We start from the raw sequence: 21,056 nt of genomic DNA, 5'->3' as shown, positions 1-21,056 counted from the left end.
ATGAAAATACAACCTTTTCAAGCAATCGGCAGTTTATTGTTGGCAGCTGTTATCGGTTTGACAGGAGTCGCGACTGTAAGTTCGGGGCATGCTCCCACCACGCAGCCAAGTGATGCAAGTAAGCAGGAATCGTTACCAGCTCTCGTAGAGGCTAGTTTTCAAAAGCTGCTTGAAGTGGAGCCCTCGCTGAAAACGTGGAAAATCATGGGGATGCGTAAGTCTCCCATATCAATATCAGGAGACATTCGGGGAGTATGGACATTTACCCTGCACGAGACAGGGAATGCAACGGATAGAGGGAAACGTTTTGCCGAAGTGCAATTCGACAGTACGACAGGAATTTTGCTGCACTATCACGGTGGTCCCTTTCCCGCAGCGAAAGTAACGTCCCGCCAAAAGGATTACTACCTGAAACGTGGTCAAGAGCTTATGAGCCAACTACTTGGCAGTGAAAATACGAAGCAGTTTAAAACCGTTAGCAACCAATCCATTGACACAGGAGATACGAACGGATTTACACGAGAGCTAAGCGATATTACTTTTAAAGCTGAGAAGGAGCAAATTACACTGTCCATCGACTCAGACGGCCGCCTGGAGCAATACCATCGCGTTCGTCTTCCTACCCAGAAAAAGTAATCCAAAATTCGTCCAGACACCAGCTACAATGGTGTCTGTTTTTTTCTTCCTGACACCCTCCATGAATGATTGCCATATGCTGTAGGGTTAGCAGTTACCCCACTCACAAGGAGAGGAAATCATGACAAAGCCCTCCTATACTCGCCCCTCGTACTTTTATAGCGCAATACCAGATGTCTACATGCAGATGGGGTACTATCCGTTTCCTACTCCGTCTGCTACGGAACAGCTGAATCGGAGTGTTCACATTCCGTATGCGATGTCGATGGCGGATCAATGCAAATACTTCATGGGGCAGTCGGAAAAAATAATCGTGGGCGATGGGGCTATCGGGATCGCCGCCTTGTCGAATCCTTTACGCTCCGGTGTTCATTTATTTGTCCATCACTGGATGATCACCAGTCCATCCCCGCACCCGATAGAAGCACATTTCTTGTTTGGCAAAGTCTCCTCAATCACAGGTACGACTCTCTCACGTCAAGTGACCTCTGGTTATGTTCAACTCCCCGCTTGTCCCGCCGCCCAAGGGCAACTTTTGCATGGCACTGGTATGACGGATACCTTTTCTGATCACATCCATACTGCCACGCGAATCATTCCGGCGTCCTCCACCGTTGAGGCGACCCCCGGCGGACAGTGGATTCTCGGACCAGGAATGGCACTCATTGTTCGCGTTCCAAACATTGGTGAGAAGATATCCTTTTACTTTTCGATAGACTGGTGGGAACAACCCGTATATGGGTAGCTCTCACTGGAAAGCTTGGCGGACAAGTTTAGCCGCAACAAAATAGGGAACCCCCTAAAGGAGTTCCCTATCATTTCACTCTGTATTTTTCTTCACCATGTTGAAAAGCCAATTTTCACGTGATAAAATGAGAATTGGTCTGTTGGTCAATCAACGATATGTAACTATTTTATCTCCAATATAATAGTACCACATTCACTTTCGATTGTCAAACCTTCAGGCCAAAAATGGGGAACGAAAAAGGAGCGGTACCATGAGCGTGACTGATCAAGATCGGCAAAACGAACAACAACGTGTTGAACGAGTCATCTCAGAGATAAAGAACCGAATAGATGAACTCAAAGAGCATGTGAATGTCGTGAGCGAGGATATCATCGGAATTCGCAAACATTTTTGGGACGACGTGACAGTCAACTTCGAGGATGCCATCGAAGCTGTCGAGACTTACGCCAGTATCAAGCAGCAAGCGGAAGTCCTGTCCGAGCGTGAACGCATCCATCGCCATGCCCAAAATCAGTTGCGTACGTTGCAGCGATTGTTGCACTCTCCCTATTTTGGCAGGATTGATTTTCAAGAAGAGCTGGAATCGAAGCCAGAAGCCATCTATCTCGGCATTGCTTCCTTGCTGGATAAAAACGACGAGGAATTTCTCGTCTACGACTGGCGCGCTCCGATCTCCAGTCTGTACTACGACTACCCGCCGGGGCCGGCAGCGTACAATACCCCAAGCGGAAGCATAAATGGAGAGATTACGTGCAAAAGACAATACATCATTCGCAACGGCAAATTGCTGCACCTGTTTGATACGGGCGTGACGATCGGCGACGAACTGCTTCAGGAGGTGCTCGGCAAACAGGCTGACTCCCAGATGAAAAGCATCGTGGCCACGATCCAACGGGATCAAAACCGCATCATCCGCAACGAACGCAGCCGACTCGTCATCGTCTCTGGAGCTGCGGGTAGCGGAAAAACGTCTGCGGCTTTGCAACGAATCGCTTATTTGTTATACCGTTACCGCAAGACGTTGACCGCAGAGCAAATCGTCTTATTTTCGCCCAATTCTTTGTTTAACAGCTATGTCTCGACCGTTCTTCCTGAGCTCGGCGAGGAAAATATGCAGCAAACGACCTTTCAGGAATACGCGGAGCATCGTCTAGGTGACGACTTCCGCCTGGAAAACCCGCTTGAACAGATGGAGTATGCACTGACAGCAAGTGATCAGTCTGGATACGAGGCGAGGCTTTTAGGAATCCGTTTCAAATCAAGCTCCTTGTTTTTGCAGGCTATGGATGAATACGCGAATAGCTTGAAACAATCTGGAATCATGTTTCGCCCCATTACATTTAGAAACCAGACACTAATCAGTGCGGCTCACATCCATGAGCTGTTTTATTCTCTCGATACAAGTCTGCCGATCCCCAATCGGATGGTACTCGTTGCGAAATCACTGCTGACAGAGCTGAAAAAACTGGAACAGCATGAACGATCAAAACCATGGGTAGAAGATGAAATGGAGCTGCTTGACCGAGACGCTTACGTAGCTGCCTATCAATCCCTTCGCCGCAAAAAGCAGTTTCGGGAGGATACCTTCGATGACTTCGAACGCGAGCAGGAGCTCTTGGCCACATGGATCGTCAAAAAGCAGCTTCAGCCTCTGCGCGATTTTATCCGGGAACTTCAATTTATTGATACTTGCGCTATTTACCGCCAGCTCTTCTTGTCACCTGACTTGCTCGGGAAGCTTGCGCCAAATACTCTCCAACATGATGGATTGGACAAATGGCCCGCAGTGTGCGAGCAGACAACAGCGCATTTAGAGCAACAGTATTTGGCATGTGAAGACATCCCTCCTTATTTGTATTTGCAGGAACGATTGGAGGGCAAACAGACGAACAACCTCGTCCGTCATGTATTTCTCGATGAAGCCCAAGATTACTCCGCCTTTCAGTTCGCTCTCATTAAGAGCTTGTTTCCCCGTGCCAAAATGACCGTGCTGGGAGACTGGAATCAGGCGATTTACGCTCATGCGTATCACCAGAATAGCTTTGAGGCTGTCACATCCCTATTTGAGCCTGAAGAGACGGAGACCTTCGTCCTGACCAAAAGCTACCGCTCCACCTATCCTATCGTTTTGTTTACACGACAACTTTTACGAGATGGGCATACGATTGAGCCTTTTATGCGCGACGGCCGCTTGCCAACACTAACCAAAGTGACATCACCTCAAGCTCATGCCGATCAAATCGAAGCACGTATACATGAACTCACCGATCGAGGTCATCAGACGATCGCTGTTATCACAAAAACGCTAGAGGAAGCCCAAATCGTTCATGACGCTTTGCAGGAGAGATTGCCGATTCGTTTGATCAAGCCCGCCACTCTTTCCTTTGAGAAAGGAATCTTGATCATTCCCTCTTACTTGGCAAAAGGAGTCGAGTTTGATGCGGTCATTCTTTATGATGCTTCCGCCACATGCTATGGCGAAGAAAGTGAACGCAAGCTTTTTTACACGGCATGTACACGTGCCATGCACGAGCTTCACCTTTACTATTCGGGTGAAAAAAGTCCATTTTTAGATAACGTTTCTCCTGAGTATTACGAGCTGTCTGTTTAAAAAAAGAGATCCAGCTGACCGCTTACAGGTTCAGCCGGATCTCTTTTTCACCTTTTTAGACCCACACAAATCGTGACAAGCAACAGGATCAAATCCATCTCATAACCGCCGACAAAGCCTTTCTCCCATTTCACCGTCACAATCGCTCCTGCCATGATTGCAGCTAATCCCCAGGCAGCATATCTCGCCCCGACTCCGATGATCAGCGCGAGACCGCCGATCAATTCTACGATCAAAACCAGATACGCCAGCCACCCCGGCAAGCCGAGATCGCCAAACGTCGTCACAACAGCAGCCATCCCTTTTTGCAGTTTGGCTATGCCATGGATGAAAAACAAGATTCCCGTCGCGATCCGTAATAAAGAAAACGCCTTTTCGTAAGCCATCTTATCTTATTCTCCCTCCCCTCCACCACTACCATATGCCCACTTGCGTACAATCAGTCTTGTGCTCTCCGACGGGACAACAGCTCAAAGCTCTGGTGCTTGCAACGAGGGCAGCCGCGTTTTTTCAATTGTTCGATTGTCACTATTTTTGCCTGTGCCCCTACCTGGATCGATCTTTTGCAACGCTTGCATTGATACTCGCGCTTGGAAGGAGTTTCTTCGCCTGTGTACAGCGACTCCAGAAATGGATGCTTGATCGTCGGAGCCGTCAGCTCTGTAGTGGTAAGCACGATCATCTGTCCCTTATTTCCAATCATTTGGGCCGCTTCGTATTCATTGAAATGACTGAGCACCTCTCGTACGGTCAAGCCTGCCAGTACGAACTCCCGTTGCATATTCAGCGTGAAATCAGGCGATTTATGCGCAAAGGACAGGAAGATGGACAGTCCTTTGCGCTTTTGCAGCCCACTGATTCCGCGGGATAAAAACAAAGCCATTCCTTGCAGCGTGTAAGGTGGATCGGTGAAAAAGCAATCGTACCCACCCTGCAGCTTCTTCGGCAGCGGCTGCCGCAAATCAGCCTGATGGCAGGCTACCGCCAATTCTTTTTGCTTGGACACATCCGTAATGTATTGGAGAAAGCGCTCATCGATATCGACTACGTCAATTTGCTCTGGACGTTGCTGCTTCCCTGGAAACAAGCGCTTAAGCAAAAGCCCCAGTGAGATGCTGACCAAATCATCATCCCCGACGCATAATATTTTTTTGCCCACCAGGCTCTGATGCCGCAAGCATAGGATGGCCCTGCGCAAGCTCGTCTCGACTGTGCATTTGGACTGATCGAGCTGTACATCGACTTGCGGACGCCCAGCAAAAATCGTCTCCATCTCCGCTTGTAAGTCAGCCAGCTCGGTTTTCCAAGCTTCGTCGTCTCCCATTAGCTTCTCGTACAGCTCTCGATCCAGCCCACCATACCCTAGCTTTTGCTCAATGTACGCCTCCCCTTCTGCGGTGCATCTCACCCCGCTCCCCTGCTGTATGGCACCTGCCTTAATCAGCTCTTTTTTGATCGCAGTTGCCACAGGTACAGGCAAGAGTACTTTTCTTGCCAGCTCTTTCGTAGGCAAACCCGGATGAAAATAACACGCGAGTAGAAACTGTTCGATCACTCGTTGACCTTCTTGTAAACGCACTTGTTTATAGGTGTCTTCGATATAATTTTTCATGTAGAAAACCTCTTTTCAAAAGGGATGGACCCATCGATGCATGCAAAAAAGGCAGAGCATGAACATTCGTTCATCTCCGCCTTGAGGGCATACGTTCGCTACGTGCGCGTGGATAGTCACGCAAAAAAACCGTGCGTAAGAGCACGGTTCCCGTAGTCGAGCAAATGGGTAGATGGATGACCGTAAGTTCTTAACTAATCAAGGCCTCCCTTTTTCCACAGCAAATAAGCCTACATGAAATGTAGTTTTTGCTAAAATACTGGGAGTACCCTATCCAATTGCTTAGTTAAGAACACACACCGACATCAAAACGTCCCCTTTTGAAAAAGATACTTCCCATTATACGGCAATCACAATCAATAGGCAAGAAGCTACATGGCAGTCTCTGCAATCGCATTTGTAAGCTGCTTTCGCTTTTCATGCAATCTACGTCCCAACCAATAAAAGATCAAGCTGACCAGAGCTAATACAGCCATAACCAAGAACATCACGGGGCCACCATATGCGGTGAGCACCATGCCACCTGCCCATGGTCCAAGGAAGCTGCCCAGCATCGTTGCGCTTTGTGCCCCATAGTAAGTCCCTCTCATGTTTGCGGGACTGATCACGTCGATTTGTGCATATTCAGCCGGTACGATCAAGATTTCCCCGAGCGTAAATACGATCATTGCTGTAATAAACCAAGCCCAATCTGGCGAAAAAGCAAAGCCGACTTCCCCTATGGCCATCAATACAGCACCACCTGCTATACGCGCAAACAAGGAATACCGCTCAACCAGCCTCGTTAAAGGAATTTGCAAAAGCAAGACGGTAAATCCGTTGACGCTCATCAATGTTCCAAACAAGGCGACTCCCTCCGAGAAGTTTTCCCGCAAGTATTGGGAGAGCGTAACAGACATCTGACCGTAAACCGTCACTAACAGGATTCCGCCTGTGACAAATGTAAGAAGGACGACATCCCTTCTGAGCACCTGCCAGATCTCAGCCAAACTGGCTCGCTCTACCTCTCCATTCCTCCCACCATCATCGGTTACGCCACATCTCCGACAGGCCACTAATAAAATGACGGCAAAGCTCACTACTGATACCGCAGTCAGAATAAATGCCAGATTGCTCCCGGAAATCCCCAAAAAAGCACCAAGCATAGGACCAATCGCGAAACCTAGGTTGTTCGCAAGATAGCGATTCGAGAACACACGAAAACGTTTATGCTCGGGAGTCAAGTCACCCATCAGCGCTTTTGAAACCGTCCCAAAAATCGATGCCGCCAATCCCATAACCAAGCTGATTAACAGCAAACCGATCGGATGAGGCACTGTAATGAAGCCGATAATCGAGCACGCCATAGCAAGCAAGGAAAAAAACATCAGCTTTTGTCTGCCAAACAAATCCGAGAGAATCCCGCCAACAAATCCCCCGACTGTTCCAGCTAAAGGACCTGCACCGATAATCAGTCCAATATAGGCGTGAGAGAGCTTCGTCGTTTCACCGAGATAGATGGCCAGAAAAGGGATACTCATCGATTGGGTGAGCTGAACGAACACCGTTCCTGCCATCAAGAGATGAACAATCGGGTGATACGCCTCCCACACTTGCCTTATTTTGCTCATACTGATTCAACCTACCCTCTCAACAAAATCATGCCATTTACGTAAGCAAAATCACTCTGATGTATGGAAGAAGGAACGAAGCAAATCCGGGAGACGCTCGACGAAGGCTTCTCGCAGACTGTAGTAGGAAATCGTCGTACTTCCTGTGTAATGAGCACGAATCAGCCCCGCTCTGCGCAACGCCGTTACATGATGATGGACGGTGCTTTTTGCTAAGGATACTTGCTTCTGCAATTCACCGAGAGTGCACGTCTTTTTTGCCAGGCAGCGCAAGATTTGCAGGCGCTTTTCATCCGCGAGGCACTGTGTGATAGGCAACAGCTCCAGGAGCGGCTGTGGTTTGGTCGTTGCCGCATCTTTGACAGGGTACATGCAAGTGGCAAGCCCCCGATAAAAGTCGAGAACAGAAGAATGGGCACAATGATATTGCGGGATCAGTACAACCTCTCGCAAATCTGGCATCGGCTCAATCCAGATGCCGTTCGTTACATGATCAACCAAATCGATTGGAGGCGTTTCTTTGACGCGGACCATCAGCTCATCGGCGCTCCGTTGCAGACTCTCCAAAATGTGTGGGTCCACCTTCGAAAAATAATGTTCATTCCACCGGGTAAGCAACGATAGGCTGTGATCACGAATTTCCCCCAAGTTCAGCGGGATCGTCTCCACCCATGGCGCGAGACGCTCATAAATTTCACCGGGAGGGATGTTCTCCAGCCACCCAAGAAATTCTTCGACGGATTTGGTCTGCGGCGATTGTGCTACCAGCAGCACCAAACGGTGGAGTACTTCCCAGCGTTCATCTGCGAGTTCATCTGCAAAAGACGCCGGGAGCTTTTGTTTTGTCTCCTCTTTCCAAGCAGTACCAAGCAAATAATGCTTGCGCTCCTTCTCGTAAATGTAAGTGTAGAGGCTAATGATACATTCATACGCAGGAGACCATTCTACTCTGATCGAATACAACTCATTCATTCTATCACCATCGAACGTTTAGTTTTTTTCAGTGTATCATTCTTGTTAGATTTTGCATAGCGCCATTTCGTTGGAATAGCCTGTAAAGGTCCTTATGAATGGGGTCTTCATAGTGGAGGAGAAGAAAGCTTTACTGAAACAATGCAAGAAGCAGACGCTGAGGCACCTTGGTCACGCAAAAAAAGTAAGCCCCCAGCTTCAACAAACTGACGGGGCTTACCTATACTAGCTTCCCTTATACAAACGGCGGGTCCCACGCTTTTTTTCGCCAGCCCAACCGATGATTAACGACGTTCAAATCTCGATCCAAGACAACATCTACGCCAAATGGCAGCTTGCGGTTGTACCAAAAGCGCACATCGCTCCACGTGACTTCATAACCGTCATGAATCTCCTTCCACGTGACGTGGATTCGTTGAGCAAATCCAAGAAAAGCACGAACGCCGTCCACACCGACGGTAGCCTGAATGATTGCATCACGCTGCTGCTTCGGATACACATCCTCGAGTATCACACGTGCATACTCGATTCTCCCTGTGTAAAACAGTTCCTCCGTCTCTACGACGAATCGCCAGTGAAAAGGATGCATGCTCGGGAAAACATGGGATATGCCGCTCGTTTCTAATGCCCTTACTACCCGTCTGACGTTACGGTGATGCTGCCAAGCCCGCACGCCAATATACACGAGCGTCATTCCATATGCTATCGGAAACAGCACGCTGGGATCTCCGTTAAAAGCTATCCACCATATCGCCGCTGCCAGATGAACCGCGAACACCAGTGGTTCAAAAATCGCAAGTACATCCAAATGAACCCAGCGCTTGCTAATGGGGCGAATACATTGAACTCCATAGGCGTTTAGCATATCGAGAAAAACATGCAGCATAACAGCCAACAGCGTCCATCCGTACAAAATCCCGAACTGCCCCATGAGACCAAACCCCCAGGCAAGAGGAAGACTGATAAGCAGTGGCCACAGAAACAAAGCGGGAATCGAATGAGTAATTCCTCGATGAAAGCGAATGTAAAAAGAAATACCGCGAAGTCTGGCCACAGTGTCGAAATCCGGGGCATGAGATCCCACTACCGTTGCGACCATCAGCGCTTGAGCAAGCGCCGGATCATGTGCCACTGCCGGCGTGATATGAGCTAAGCCCGCCAGTGTGACACCCAACAAAAGATGACTGCCAGTGTCCATTACGATGCCTCCCTTTACAAGTACTCTCTTCCCTTTTACTGTACGAAAAAATAGCGAGGATTCTATAAACCGCAGGTAAAAGTTATCCGAAGATTTCGTCTGCAATATTAACAATCTCTCAACGAAAAAAGCAGCCTGTCAGAGTAGCGACAGACTGCTTGGCGCTTATTTATTCGTGAATTTATGCTTCTTCTGTCAGACGCAGGAATTCGTCGATGTCTGCCACAGCCAAATCAACAGCTTTTTGCCAGAACTCAACTGTCGTCATATCCTCGCCGAGATGCTTCTTCGCCAAGTCTTCTACCATCAGGCGGCCCGTATCTTGCAGTAGTGCATCGTATTTCGGCGCAAAGCTCTCGCCTTCTTCAAGCGCACGCGCATAGACACTCATGCTGAACAAGTACCCGAATGTGTACGGGAAGTTGTAGAACGGATACGATGTGATATAGAAATGCAGCTTGGATGCCCAGAAGTGCGGCTCATAATCTGCCAAAGCGCCGTTGTACGCTTGCTTTTGCGCCTCTTCCATGATTCGGTCGAGATCAGCCGCGCTAACGAGACCTTCTTTGCGCTTCTCGTAGAAGTTTTTCTCGAAAATAAAGCGAGCGTGGATGTTCATGAAAAACGCGACGATGGATTGCAGCTTATCTTCCAAGAGCACCAGCTTTTCATCTTCATTCGCTGCATTTTTCACAGCGGCGTCAGCGAGGATCATCTCTGCGAAGGTCGATGCTGTTTCCGCTACGTTCATCGCATAGTTTTGGTTAAGGGCTGGCAAATCCCACATGACTTGCTGGTGATACGCATGCCCCAGCTCATGTGCCAGTGTGGAAACATTGCTTGCGCTTCCCGCATACGTCATGAACACGCGAGACTGCTTACTGACTGGGAAGCTCGTGCAGAATCCGCCTGGGCGCTTGCCAGGACGATCCTCTGCTTCGATCCAGCCCTCATCGAATGCCTTTTGCGCAAACTCAGCCATGCTCGGATTGAAGCGGTTGAAGTGCTCCACGATCAGAGCAGCTGCTTCATCGTAAGACACTTCTTTATGTACCTTACCGACTGGAGCTCCTACATCGTACCAGCTCAGCTTGTCTACACCGATCAGCTTTGCCTTGCGCTCCAGGTAGGCAACCAGACGATCCTTGCGAATGTCGATGGCCTGCCACATCGCGTCGAGTGTTTTTTCCTGCATGCGTCCAATATCTAGCGGCTCACGCAGGACGGAATCCCAGCCGCGATGACGGTAGAGAGCGAGACGGAAACCACCCAAGTGATTCAGCGCCTGCGCGCACAGCTCCGTTTCCTTGCCCCAAGCTTCTTTCCACTTTTCAAAAACCTGGGCACGAACAGCACGGTCAGGACTGCTCATCAGGTTAGAAGCTTGCCCTACAGACATCTGCTTCGTCTCTCCATTGACCTCAACCTCAATGGTCATACGTCCCACGACCGCATTGTACAAATCTTGCCAAGCATGATACCCGTCTACGGCTAAATCGTTTGCCAACACTTCTTGTTCAGGCGACAACTTTTCCTGTGCACGGCGGCGACGCTCATTCAGCACAAAAGCAAGCGGTTGCAATTCTTCGTCTGCCAGCAGATTCTCCCATGCAGCCTCGTCGATAGCCAGCAATTGTTCTTCCCAGCGCGTCAATACTGCACCAAACGCAGCCGAGATGCTCTTTACACGCCCACCCAGCAGCTTGGCTGGCTCATCCTTTACATTTTGAGCAGTCAGGCAGGAAATGAATGCACCTGCTTGTCTCACGCGTACGGCAATGCTTTGAACATGAGTGACGACTTCCTTGAAAGCCGCTGTTTCATGCAAACCTGCGCCAGATTGCTCAAAACGTGCTTTCAGGTTCGCAATATCCCCTTCCACAGTCCCTAAAAACGCTCGAAAATCCTCCGATTCACTGCCACCAGGAAAAATCACATCCATATCCCAGCGTTGTGGCAATGCTTTTGTCATATGTACCCCTCCTCAAAAACTCCTTCGATAAAAATATTTCTATAATAAGGTAGCTATTCCCTCCCCATTTATTCATATCATTAGAAAAGCGACTGCATTGTAAGCAGTCGCCAGCTTTTCACACCTATTGAACAGGGATCGAAAACGTCTCCCCTTGTTTTTCAACAACGATCCTGTCCCTCTCGTCCCCCGCTGCTGCCAACAGACGCTCGAACGGCTCATCAACTGGCTCACGCGAGAGCACAAACGTATTCCAATGAATAGGCACCAGCCACTTGGCTTTGGTCTCCTTGAACATTTGCCATGCCTGCTCTGGCGTACAATGCGCGGCTTGATACGAGTCCGGCTTGTAGGCGCCGATCGGCATGAACACCAGATCAATAGGTCCGAATTGCTTTGGCAAATTTTCCATGGAGATATAAGCAGTATCACCTGGGTAGAGGATGCGCACGCCATTTTTCTCAATCATATAGCCGTTGTAGCCATACTCATGATTCCATGGAAAGCGATTGCCCCAATGACGAACAGGAATCGCCGTAATCTTCAGTCCTTCTTTGGTTGTAACGGCTTCCCCCGGCTGCATTTCCTCATATGAACCAAATGGCATATGCTTGAACAGCTTGCTCGTCTGGTGTGCCGTAATGACATGAGTGGAACGATTCGCTATTTTCTGCAAGGTAGGCAGATCGACGTGGTCCATATGGGCATGCGATAGCAAAATGATATCTACCTCGCCGATTTCAGCAAAGTCGAGGGCAGGAGGCGTAAAGCGCTTGGGACCAAAATGGACACCTGCAAGCTTAATCCCCAGCTTCTCGCCCAAAACCGGATCCGTCAGTATTTTCGTACCAAACATATTCAACAGAATCGTCGAGTGGCCGATCCATGTAAATGTAACCTCATCATGACTCCAGTCGGCAGGCATTGGCTTTTTCGTGTCCAGATGACGAAACTCCGGCTTCGGAAGCTGACCCATATGGTACCAGTAGCGGTAAGCCACATAGCCAATCAATCCGAGTGTGAGTACCCCCACTATGGAGCCTACCCATGTAAAAAAGTTGAGCATCAGACAACTCCCTTTATCCAGCTGTGATTTCCCCACTATAGCAAAAGGCATCCTTGCTGTAGCAAGCCTAAAAAAGCGGCAAACTGCTTTTTACGCTCGCTTACTTCCTCCTGCCGGGCTTGCTATAATTGCTAGAGAAAAACGTAGAGAATCGAGGAGAAACCCATGATCCTGCACAAGGGAGAAGTCCTGTTTCGACAAGGAGAAACTGGACCGCTCTATCATCTGAAGAGCGGTCTGTTAAAAATCGTTCGGGTACATGCAGACGGAGCATTGACGCTGGTCAACATCATCGTTCCAGATGAGATCATTCCGCATCATTCGTTGATGAGCCCGAATCCCTATTACGGGACAGCAATCGCTCTCGTGACCTGTGAGATCGAAGTGCTGTCTGCCCCCGATTGGTACCGCCATCTGGATGACAATCCTGAAAAGTGCCGTGATATCGCGCTACAGCTGCAAGGGAAGCTGCGGATGATGCAGCAGCGTATCGATCAACTGACTGAAGTCTCTCCTGCTGAAAAGCTTCGCAAGCTCCAGCTTTGGTTTCAGACATTCATCCCTGTCGCTTCGCTTTCGGATTTGCTAACTCAGGATGAAATCGGTCAGCTCATCGGGCTTCGCCGCGAGACGGTAAATCGGCTGCTGCGCGCTCAAGCTGCGAATCGCGAATAAGCCTGGGCTTTTTTCGTAAGAGCCTCTTTATGCCAAGGTCGCTGCCGGACCAAAGAACTCATAATGAATATCGGCTGCTGGTACTCCCCATTCCAACAGAGCACCATTGATCGTCTTCATGAATGGAATTGGACCACAGAAATAGTAGCTCGCCTCTTTTGTATCGATAACCTTTTGCAGCCACGGCAAGTCGATATATCCTTCTTTCTGAAAAGCACCGTTCAATCGATCTTTTTCGGTCGGCTGTGTATAGCACCAGTGGACAGAGAGCTGCGGATGTTTTGCGGCCAGCTCCTCTACGGCCTGCTTCATGGCATGCACATTTCCGTTTTTCGCTGCGTGAATGAAGGTGATCGGACGGTCTGTTCCCGATTTGATCAGTGTGTTCAGCATGCTGATCATTGGGGTCAATCCTACACCGCCACTGAGCAGCACAACCGGACGGCTGTCCTCTTGCTGTAAGGTAAAATCTCCAGCCGGAGCAGACAGCCGCAGGCTATCTCCTTCCTTCACTTCCTCTGACAAATAAACGGATACTTTTCCTGCTGGCTTATCTTGCATTGCGTCCTCGCGCTTGACAGAAATGCGGTAGTACGCATTCCCTGGCGCATCAGAGAGACTGTACTGGCGAATGTGTGTATATTGCTCGCCCGGTAATTCTACCTTGACGCTGACATACTGCCCTGGCTCATAGGTGGAAATCGGTTGACCATCTGCCGGAACCAGATAAAAGGAAGTGATCACGTCGCTTTCCTTCACCTTGCGTTGGACGATAAACTCTCTGAAATCTACCCAACCTCCAGGCTGCCCGCCCGCCTCTTCATACATTTCGTGTTCTACACCGATGAAGGCATCCGCAATGACGCCATACGCTTCCGCCCACGCCTGTATAATCTCGTCCGTAGCGGCATCCCCAAGTACGTCCTTGATCGCAGCAAGCAGGTTTTCTCCGACGATTGGGTAGTGTTCGGCCTTCACTCCCAAGCTGCGGTGCTTGTGTCCAATCTGCTTCACAACAGGCAGAATTGTTTCCAGCTTATCAATATACAAAGCCGCAGCATACACCGCATTTGCCAGAGCTGTTTGCTGTCTTCCCTGCTTTTGATTGGCGTGGTTGAAAATGTTGAGAAGCTCAGGGTGCTTGGCAAACATCATTTGATAAAAACGTTTTGTAATGGCAGTTCCGTGCACCTCTAGTACAGGAACGGTTGATTTTATGATTTCAATGGTTTTTTGGCTTAACATCGTAGAACCTCCTTGAAGTGCTTCGTACTCTCTATATTTCAAGTGTACGGGAGGTTCACAGATACACATGTGATTCTGGTCACAGGAAATAGAAACGATTTGTGACAATTGCGAAACGCCATAACAAAAAGTCGTCCCCCAACTGTCTTGTTGCAAAAGAAACGATTGCCATGATAGCATATCAGCCAATGATTTGTTATTAAATTCCAACAAAAACACTGAAGGTGAATCAATGCTAATCGTAAACCGAGATGACGAACGTCCAATCTGGCAGCAGCTGCTGGACCAAGCGATCCATAATATTACCTCTGGAAAATGGCAGCCAGGTGAATTGCTACTCCCCTCCCGCGAACTCGCTTCTTTAATTGGCGTTTCCCGTTCAACCATACAGATTGTTTATGAGGAGTTATTCAGCCGGGGCTACACTGTCACCTCTCGCCGCGGTGGAACGAGAGTTAGCGAATGGATTTATGCAACTCGCCCTTCAGAGGATGCTGCGCCCGAAGGACCTGTCCCACCCGAGTTGCCTTTATTAAACGCTACAATCGGTCATTTGCACGGTTGGTTCGGGGACAAAAATAGTCAAAAGGTTGAGGTCGATTTCAGTCCCCATGAGCCATATTTGGACGAACATTTTCAAAAGATTTGGAGACGTTCGTTTTTACAGGCTTCCACAGAAACGAATCTGGACTGTTGGGCTTATGGCAATGCCTATGGATACCAACCGCTACGAGAACAGATTCAACGTTATTTGTCACTTGAACGGGGCGTTCATGTAAATATCGATCAAATCATGTTAACCTCAGGTGCACAGCATAGCATCGATCTGATCGCCCAAGCCCTTTTACATGAAGGGGATACCGTTTCTGTGGAAGATCCAGGCTTCCCTGCTGCCTGGATGGCAATGAAGTATCGGCGTATGCAAGTTGTCTCCGTTCCAGTTGACGAGTACGGATTATGCGCAGACCAGATTCATCCGGGGTCCAAGCTTGTCTATGTTACGCCATCGCACCAGTGTGCGGTTGGAGTCATTATGTCCGAACCTCGCAGGCAACAATTGTTACACATGGCTGCCGAGCAGCAGTTTTGGATTGTTGAGGATGATTACGACAGCGAATTTCGCTATCGAGGCGATCCACTTCCAACCTTGTTCAGTCAGCGTCCTCAGAACACATTGTATATGATGAGTTTTTCCAAAATGATTGCTCCTGGTATACGGATATCGGCAATCGTTGGTCCCAAAGAGGCCATTCGCCAGCTCGCCAAAGTCCATGAATTAACCTATCGTCATCTTCCGATTATGGAGCAATTAACGCTTACTCATTTTATTGAGCATGGTCATTTCATGCGCCATATGAGACGGGTTCGAAATGTATATCGGCGCAGACACGAAGCCATGACGAAGGCCATTATCACGACAGGTCTCGTCGAACACTTCACACTAAGCGGCGTAGAAACGGGATTGCATATCCTCCTTGAAGCTGATAAATCGTTTGATGAAGAAGCCGCGACGATCCTAGCACTGGAAAAAGGAATCCGTGTTTATCTACTTAGCAAGTATTGTTTGAAAAGCGATCGAAAAGGATGGGTGCTAGGCTTTGCTAAAGTAGATGAATCAACCATTGAAGAAGGCATTTTTCGTCTTGCGGAGATTACACGGTTTTACCAGGTTTGAACATTTTTTCTTCTTCTATTGGATTTTCTTTCGCAGTGATATGCTGTGGATCTATTCGGTACACCTGAACCGGACCACCGAATACTGCTGAACGGTATTTGTCTACGTGCTGCTTAGGTAAAGGCCGATTATAGTAGCCTGGCACATACTTATTCATCATTTCTTGTAACATGTATGTAGCTTCATCTAGATCGGCTATAGGCTGTGCCTTGCCAAAAATCATTACACTCATATACGCTGTGTCCGTCTTTGCTGGCACCGGATCAGTAATCGTTCCATATTCTTCACAAACCGTAAAACAGACCTCAGGATTAGCATCCATAACCTGATTTCTTCTCCCGCCGGTGCCACCATGGAAATAAAGCTTCCCATTTGTCCAAACAAAATTGAGCGGAACTACATACGGCAAATGACCATCGACCATTCCAAGATGTCCGATTCTTGCTTGCTGCAAAAATGCCTCAATCTTGTTCTTATCTAATACTTCTCTAATTTTGTAACGCACTCCATCCATTGTTACCACTCCTATTATTTTGAAATATGCTGCAAGTTTATCAGCCATTGGAGTGAATATATACGTCCAAAACCATCTAATTGAAGCAATCCATAACCTACCTTCTAAAGCATGAGAAAACGAAAAAGCTGCCGGAATATCCCGGCAGCAGGCATCTTGGAACCGCACCAACTGTTCTTTTCTCTTCTGGTACCGTGTAAAAATAATGTGGTGCTCATTACTATATACTTCATTGCACGGATCATCTGCCATGCTACAAAAAAAGATCATTCCCAATCAAGCTGGAATGATCTCAATGTTTGTAATCAGTTTTGACAATACCAAGCAGATACCCGTTCCCTTACAAACTCGGCCAAGTTGTCGATGTCATTAATATCGAAAAATGGCAACCCCGGCTGACGTTTGTCTGACCAGCCTACGATCCCTACCAAATTTGTAACAATCGATAAAAGCTCCTCATCTTCTGGCCTGCGAAGCAGGACGAGCTTGGGATAGCCTTCACGCTTGAAGCCTTCTACCAAAACGAGCTGGGCCCCCGCATCTGCCAAGCGCTGGATAAGGACGGGCAACTCCTGCGGCTTTTGTTCCACGATGGCCGTTTTCGTTTTAGATGTGATCGCGACCAGCGAGGCTCCGGCTTCACGATAACGCCAGGTGTCCTTCCCCGGCTGATCCCACTCAAAATCGTGTCCCCCGTCATGCTTGATGACCCCAACTCTTATCCCTGCTTTTTCGAGAAGCGGAATGAGCTTGGTAAGCAGCGTCGTCTTGCCACTGTTCGAATAACCGACAATCTGTAAAACACAAGGTGGCTTGACCATTCGCTATCCCTCTCTTCTCCAGGTTGGGGCGGCATGCGTGAGAACATCAACCAGCTCTCCTGCTTTTCGGCCGCTTCCCCCAGCTGGTATGATCATAAAGCATTCGCTGTCCTTCAACGTCCCCAGATTCCCTGCCTTTTCATTGAAATCAGGGATCGCGTGCAAAACCCCGTCTTTTTCGAGGAGCTTCCCTCGCAGGTAACGCGGGTATGGACAAGGCTTCGTATAATCAACGCCAAGTCTCGCCTTAATCACGTGCTGCACAGCATGGGCTTCTCCCGAGAGGCGACGAATGGCTGCTCGCGCAAATAACTCAAACCCGAGAAAACAGGCACCCGGATTCCCTGATAGAGCAATAAAAGGCTTGCCTTCCATGATCATCGCTGTTGTCGGACTGCCCGGACGAATCGCGATCCGATTGAACAAAAGCTCCGCCTCTGGCTCATCCACTAAAGCCGCAATCACATCAAAATCCCCAACAGACACACCGCCGCTTGAAATGACCAGATCCACGCCTCGCAAGCATTCACTGATTTTCGCCTTTGCCACCGACAGATCATCGGGCAGTCTTGAAAACGAAACAGGGATGCCCCCTGCCTCGGCAATCAAGGCAGTCAGCATCACCGTATTACTGTTGCGAATTTTTCCTAGAGCAAGCGGCTGATCAATCTCCAACAGCTCGCTTCCAGTCGAAATCAGACCGACACGCGGCTTGCAGAACACCTCGACTTGCGAATAGCCAAACGTAGCCAAGCTGGCGAGAGTACCTGCGTTAATCCGCTCGCCCGCCTTGGCAATGATCGCTCCTGTGGACATCTCTTCACCGCGACGTGATACATTTTCCCCAGACTTCATCTCCCGCTTGATCCGCACAGCATCCGCCTCTTCGGCTGGATTGTACGTTTGCTCAAACATGATGACCGCATCCGCACCCGCAGGCATCATCGCACCTGTCATGATCCGCGTCGCATAGCCCTTTTTCAACTCTCTAGCAGGTACTTGCCCGGCCGCAACCGTCTCTAGCACTGTTAGCGTAATCGGGTGGTCAACGGAGGCCCCAACTGTATCCTCAGCTCTCACGGCAAACCCATCCAGCGGCGAGCGGTCAAAGTGCGGCAAATCGTATGTTGCATGTAGATCAGAGGCTAGTATCCGCCCGTATGCCTCCCCGATCTGCACTTGTTCCGTTCTCCCTGTCAGCAGTTTTGCCAACAGCTTGCTCATCGCTTCCTCAACTGAGAGTGTTTGTCGCGAAAAACGCATGGCTTGTTCCTCCTAATCTTGACCACCCATTGCTTCTGCTCGTTAGCCGACGTTTACTTCCAAATCTTCCACTTCTCTCTCCACGTATTTCAAATCTTTGTTGGCGTGGAAAGTGTCCGCTTTTTCAACCTTCACGGCTGTATTGTATTCGGGAATACCTGCGTATGTCTCGTATACACCCTTCGGAATGAGCACGTTCCCTTCCGGCCAGTGTACTTGAATATTTCCGCGTCTGGTGTCCTCAAATTTGGCACGTCCTTGGAACGTTCCATATTTATTGTAAACGACGATATTTTCGCCTTCTGCAATGCGCAGTTCTTTTGCATCCTCTGCATTGATCAGGATATCATAACGGTCCGCATTGTTGAACGGGTCTTTCTTGCTGTAGATCATCGAGTTGAACTGCTTACCGCGACGAGTCGTTACATAGAAGTGTCCCTCTGGCTTGTTCAAATCCGGAATCTCAATCGGAATCAGATTCGCTCTGCCGTCCGGTGTCGGGCATACGCCGCCTTCACACAACCATGCACCGCCCCATTGGAAAACATCTCCGCGGTTTTTCAGATGCTGGATACCATCGTAGTTTGGATTCGCCAGGGCAATCTCTGCGCGAATTTCAGCTGCGCTTGAGAAGTGCATCAGATGCTTTTTCTCTGGATTAACCCGTGCCGCCAGATCAACGTAAATCTCCCATTCCGCACGCGCCTCTTCAATACGTGGCCCTTCCACTTCGGCACTGAAGTAAACCATACGCTCTGTACTTGTCGAAGTTCCGCCACCCGGTTGCTCGTAGCGAGTCATTGCTGGCAGTACGATTACTTCTTCCTTCGCATCCACCAACGTTGATGTGTTGAAAATGATGTCCTGATGTACACGCACTTCTATGCTCTCCAAGCATTTTTGCATGAAGTCCGGATCTGGCATCGTCTCCAGGAAGTTACCTCCACTCGTATAGAACAATCTGGTCTTGCGCTCGTGTCCATCTGGCAGCACTGCATTCTCCAAAGAAATACCGACGATATCTCCTTGCCATTTCGGGATCGGGAACTTCCAGATCTTTTCAATGCGGTTCCAGGATTTTTCTTCAAAATCTCCACCTGGCAAGCTGAATGGATCGGCACCCATTTCACCGGAGCCTTGTACGCCGGAGTGTCCGCGAATCGGCATAAGACCTGTGTGTTTGCGACCCAAGAACCCACGAAGGATGGCCAGATTGGCTACTTGAGAAATATTGTCCGTACCGAATTTGTGCTGAGTCAAACCCATACTCCATACGAATACACCATTTTTGGAGTTGGCGAGCAGTTGCGCGAATTCTTTGATACGCTCGCGGCTGAGACCGGAGGATTCTACGATCTTGTCCCACGATTCATTCATCACATGCTTGCGAAGCTCCTCGATTCCGTTCGCGTGCTCCTTGATAAATTCATGGTTGATCGCTGAGCCTGGTTTGGCTTCCTCCATCTCGAACCAAATCTTCATCACGCCGTTCATGAATGCGATGTCGCCACCAATATTCACTTGGTAGAAATCGTCCGCAATCTTCGTACCGAACAATGCACTATCCGGTACAGATGGAATCCAGTACTTCTCCATCGCTGGCTCTCTGTACGGGTTGATCAGGATGATTTTCGTTCCTGCTTTTTTCGCAGCATACATGTATTTCGTCGATACAGGCTGGTTATTGCCTGGTACAGAGCCCCAGAACACGAGCACATCGGTACCGATCCAATCTTGATAATTACAGCTCGATGCACCAATCCCAACCGAACGCTTCAATGCTGTCTTACTCGGCGAGTGACAAATACGTGATGCGTTGTCGATATTGTTGGTTCCGAGGAAACGAGCCATTTTAGCTGCCGTGTAGTATACCTCATTCGTAATCCCACGAGCGGTCAAGAAAAAGGCCAGCTGTTTCGGGCTGATGTTTTTGATTTTTCTCGCGATGCGGTTTAACGCTTCATCCCAGCTAATGCGGGTGAACTTGTTTTCACCTGGCTTTCTTGAAAGCGGATACGGAATTCTTCCCAGCTTGCGCAGTTCTTCGCTGGACAGCTTGCGCAGCGCATTTACGTCTTCAAACCATTTGGCATCCATGGCTGGCATGGTATTGAGACGCAGTACGTTCAGTCGCGTGGTGCACAAATGCGGTCCAGTCAACGTCTGATCGTAGAGACCGGATACGCCGAGAGCGCAGCCATCACAAACCCCTTGGGTCAAAATGCGATAGGCATAGCCCAAATTATCGCGATTGTCATAGGCCACCTTCATCGTATCGCGAATGTGATGCGGCTTGATTTTTCCGAGTCCCATCGGCATCAGTGAAGCCCATAAGGAAGGCTTCCACGAGGTATCCAGCTTAATTGGTCCGCCATGCTTGGTCTTGCCCATTTCTTTAGTCTCCCCTCTAGTAAACTCCATTGAGACGAAAAAACCAC

Annotated in this window: 17 protein-coding genes; 5 read left to right on the top strand and 12 right to left on the bottom strand. The window is 49.0% G+C overall.

Going from position 1 to position 21,056, the window contains the following annotated elements:
* The 3 genes from C7R91_RS11830 to helD all read left to right on the top strand — a co-directional run bounded on the left by C7R91_RS11830 (position 1) and on the right by helD (position 3,995).
* Positions 1-636, top strand: a complete 636-nt coding sequence (locus tag C7R91_RS11830; RefSeq protein WP_047070437.1) for a hypothetical protein — start codon at positions 1-3, stop codon at positions 634-636.
* Positions 637-757: 121 nt separating this feature from the next.
* The gene (locus C7R91_RS11825) at positions 758-1,381 is read left to right on the top strand and encodes a DUF6143 family protein (protein WP_047070436.1); all 624 of its coding nucleotides are present in this window, start codon (positions 758-760) and stop codon (positions 1,379-1,381) included.
* Between the two features lie 253 nt (positions 1,382-1,634).
* Positions 1,635-3,995 carry an RNA polymerase recycling motor HelD gene (helD, locus tag C7R91_RS11820; RefSeq protein WP_047070435.1) on the top strand — a complete coding sequence of 787 codons (2,361 nt, stop codon included), beginning with the start codon at positions 1,635-1,637 and terminating at the stop codon, positions 3,993-3,995.
* Positions 3,996-4,042: 47 nt separating this feature from the next.
* Here helD and C7R91_RS11815 read toward each other — a convergent pair whose 3' ends face one another.
* The 7 genes from C7R91_RS11815 to C7R91_RS11785 form a co-directional block, all read right to left on the bottom strand.
* On the bottom strand, positions 4,043-4,381 hold the full coding sequence (locus C7R91_RS11815; protein WP_047070434.1) for a DoxX family protein: 339 nt from the start codon (positions 4,379-4,381) through the stop codon (positions 4,043-4,045).
* Positions 4,382-4,434: 53 nt separating this feature from the next.
* Complete coding sequence (locus tag C7R91_RS11810; RefSeq protein ID WP_047070433.1) at positions 4,435-5,607, bottom strand: bis-aminopropyl spermidine synthase family protein; 1,173 nt, start codon at positions 5,605-5,607, stop codon at positions 4,435-4,437.
* Between the two features lie 371 nt (positions 5,608-5,978).
* Positions 5,979-7,217 (bottom strand): MDR family MFS transporter, encoded by a 1,239-nt coding sequence (locus C7R91_RS11805; RefSeq protein WP_047070432.1) that lies wholly within the window; start codon positions 7,215-7,217, stop codon positions 5,979-5,981.
* A gap of 51 nt (positions 7,218-7,268) precedes the next feature.
* The gene (locus tag C7R91_RS11800; RefSeq protein ID WP_047070431.1) at positions 7,269-8,189 is read right to left on the bottom strand and encodes an ArsR/SmtB family transcription factor; all 921 of its coding nucleotides are present in this window, start codon (positions 8,187-8,189) and stop codon (positions 7,269-7,271) included.
* A gap of 235 nt (positions 8,190-8,424) precedes the next feature.
* The gene (locus C7R91_RS11795) at positions 8,425-9,387 is read right to left on the bottom strand and encodes a metal-dependent hydrolase (RefSeq protein WP_047070430.1); all 963 of its coding nucleotides are present in this window, start codon (positions 9,385-9,387) and stop codon (positions 8,425-8,427) included.
* A gap of 181 nt (positions 9,388-9,568) precedes the next feature.
* Positions 9,569-11,359, bottom strand: coding sequence for a M3 family oligoendopeptidase (locus C7R91_RS11790; RefSeq protein WP_047070429.1), 1,791 nt, complete (start codon positions 11,357-11,359; stop codon positions 9,569-9,571).
* A gap of 124 nt (positions 11,360-11,483) precedes the next feature.
* Positions 11,484-12,425 carry an MBL fold metallo-hydrolase gene (locus tag C7R91_RS11785; protein ID WP_047070428.1) on the bottom strand — a complete coding sequence of 314 codons (942 nt, stop codon included), beginning with the start codon at positions 12,423-12,425 and terminating at the stop codon, positions 11,484-11,486.
* A gap of 165 nt (positions 12,426-12,590) precedes the next feature.
* On the opposite strand from C7R91_RS11785, the gene C7R91_RS11780 reads away from it, so the two are divergent.
* A complete protein-coding gene (locus tag C7R91_RS11780) occupies positions 12,591-13,100 on the top strand; it encodes a Crp/Fnr family transcriptional regulator (RefSeq protein WP_047070427.1) in 510 nt (169 codons plus the stop codon).
* A 27-nt stretch (positions 13,101-13,127) separates the two neighbouring features.
* Here C7R91_RS11780 and hmpA read toward each other — a convergent pair whose 3' ends face one another.
* On the bottom strand, positions 13,128-14,345 hold the full coding sequence (gene hmpA, locus C7R91_RS11775; RefSeq protein WP_047070426.1) for an NO-inducible flavohemoprotein: 1,218 nt from the start codon (positions 14,343-14,345) through the stop codon (positions 13,128-13,130).
* 232 nt (positions 14,346-14,577) lie between these two features.
* Between hmpA and pdxR the strand changes: the two genes are divergently transcribed.
* The gene (gene pdxR, locus C7R91_RS11770) at positions 14,578-16,020 is read left to right on the top strand and encodes a MocR-like pyridoxine biosynthesis transcription factor PdxR (RefSeq protein ID WP_047070425.1); all 1,443 of its coding nucleotides are present in this window, start codon (positions 14,578-14,580) and stop codon (positions 16,018-16,020) included.
* Here pdxR and C7R91_RS11765 read toward each other — a convergent pair.
* From C7R91_RS11765 to C7R91_RS11750, 4 genes are all read right to left on the bottom strand, one after another.
* Positions 15,998-16,534, bottom strand: a complete 537-nt coding sequence (locus C7R91_RS11765; RefSeq protein WP_047070424.1) for a pyridoxamine 5'-phosphate oxidase family protein — start codon at positions 16,532-16,534, stop codon at positions 15,998-16,000. The two genes, pdxR and C7R91_RS11765, sit on opposite strands and share 23 nt — an antisense overlap.
* A gap of 305 nt (positions 16,535-16,839) precedes the next feature.
* Complete coding sequence (mobB, locus tag C7R91_RS11760; RefSeq protein ID WP_047070423.1) at positions 16,840-17,355, bottom strand: molybdopterin-guanine dinucleotide biosynthesis protein B; 516 nt, start codon at positions 17,353-17,355, stop codon at positions 16,840-16,842.
* Between the two features lie 3 nt (positions 17,356-17,358).
* Entirely contained in the window at positions 17,359-18,618 is a 1,260-nt protein-coding gene (locus C7R91_RS11755; RefSeq protein WP_047070422.1) for a molybdopterin molybdotransferase MoeA, read from the bottom strand.
* A 42-nt stretch (positions 18,619-18,660) separates the two neighbouring features.
* The gene (locus C7R91_RS11750) at positions 18,661-21,009 is read right to left on the bottom strand and encodes an FdhF/YdeP family oxidoreductase (protein WP_047070421.1); all 2,349 of its coding nucleotides are present in this window, start codon (positions 21,007-21,009) and stop codon (positions 18,661-18,663) included.
* Positions 21,010-21,056 lie beyond the last annotated feature (47 nt).

This window comes from Brevibacillus formosus (genome assembly GCF_003013405.1).
GTDB lineage: Bacteria > Bacillota > Bacilli > Brevibacillales > Brevibacillaceae > Brevibacillus > Brevibacillus formosus.
The sequence above is the reverse complement of the archived record's forward strand: the minus strand, read 5'-3'. Positions and strand labels throughout refer to the sequence as shown.